The 702-nt window shown below is 71.2% G+C and carries 1 protein-coding gene; it reads left to right on the forward strand.

Features of this window, described 5'->3' with window-relative positions; genetic code table 11:
* Positions 1–135: 135 nt before the first annotated feature.
* The coding region (locus CCN35_RS26320; protein ID WP_086794593.1) for an iron-dependent transcriptional repressor DtxR at positions 136–702 on the forward strand (567 nt) is incomplete at its 3' end.

Consider the following 702-nt stretch of genomic DNA (forward strand, 5'->3'; position numbering starts at 1 on the left):
GACCGGCGAGGCCGGCAGGGGCAGTTGCGAGCGGCGTCCCCGGTTGTCGGCGGGATGGGCCAGAATTGAAGGTTCAGGGCCAGCGCAGAGCCGGAGAGCCGCCGGGCTTCCGGCAGAGGTAATCAAGGGGCACGGATGTCCGGACTGATCGACACCACGGAGATGTACCTCCGCACCATCCTCGAGCTGGAGGAGGAGGGCATCGTCCCCATGCGCGCCCGGATCGCGGAGCGGCTGGACCAGAGCGGACCGACGGTGAGCCAGACGGTGGCCCGCATGGAGCGCGACGGCCTCGTCTCGGTCGCCCCGGACCGCCACCTGGAGCTCACGGAGGAGGGCCGCCGGCTGGCCACGCGGGTGATGCGCAAGCACCGGCTCGCGGAGTGCCTGCTGGTCGACGTGATCGGCCTGGAGTGGGAGCAGGTGCACGCCGAGGCCTGCCGCTGGGAGCACGTGATGAGCGAGGCCGTGGAGCGCCGGGTGCTGGAGCTGCTGCGGCACCCGACCGAGTCGCCGTACGGCAATCCGATCCCGGGCCTGGAGGAGCTGGGCGAGACGGACGGCGCCGACCCGTTCCTCGACGAGAACATGGTGTCGCTGGCCGATCTGAAGCCGGGGAGCGACGGCAAGACGGTGATCGTCCGCCGGATCGGCGAGCCGATCCAGACGGACGCGCAGCTGATGTACACGCTGCGCCGGGCG

It is taken from the genome of Streptomyces thermovulgaris (genome assembly GCF_002155915.1).
In the GTDB taxonomy this organism is placed as follows: domain Bacteria; phylum Actinomycetota; class Actinomycetes; order Streptomycetales; family Streptomycetaceae; genus Streptomyces; species Streptomyces thermovulgaris.